This is a genomic window from Cupriavidus sp. 01T418 (assembly GCF_056398885.1).
On sequence record NZ_JBFTQG010000174.1, the window covers coordinates 1 to 458 of the forward strand.

Annotated in this window: 1 protein-coding gene; it reads left to right on the forward strand. The window is 60.5% G+C overall.

The annotated features are described in order from the left end of the window. On the forward strand, positions 1-458 hold a 458-nt coding region (locus tag AC1DQ3_RS36775), incomplete at both ends, for a hypothetical protein (RefSeq protein ID WP_477124989.1).

Consider the following 458-nt stretch of genomic DNA (forward strand, 5'->3'; position numbering starts at 1 on the left):
CCACAGGAGACGTTGCGCTGCCGGCCCGGCAGACTGGCCGCAACTGGACTTCCCCCGCATGAACAGATCCTCGCAGGGCAGTATGGCCTGTTTGCCCTCGAAGCCGATCCCGAACTGCGCCCCACGTTGAGCAAKGGCCGGATACTGTGCCTGTATATGGGCGCCCTTCTGGAAACACAGGAAGAGATGCTCGAGTATCGTCAGCGGCATCCGGACTCGCTCCAATATGAACTGGACACGCCGAGGAAAAACAGCAGCAAGCTGGTTTCGGTGGCGGSGCTTGGGGCCGCAAATAGCGGACCCTTCGCAAATACGGCGCTCCTGCCGGACACCGCGGAGCCAGCTTACGATCATGGGCGAATCAACGCCTTGTTCATGGGCTTCGACGTCTCGATGCTCGACAAGGACGGGAAACCGAGAACCGAAGCGATCGCGGCCCTTGTTGCACTGGACAATCT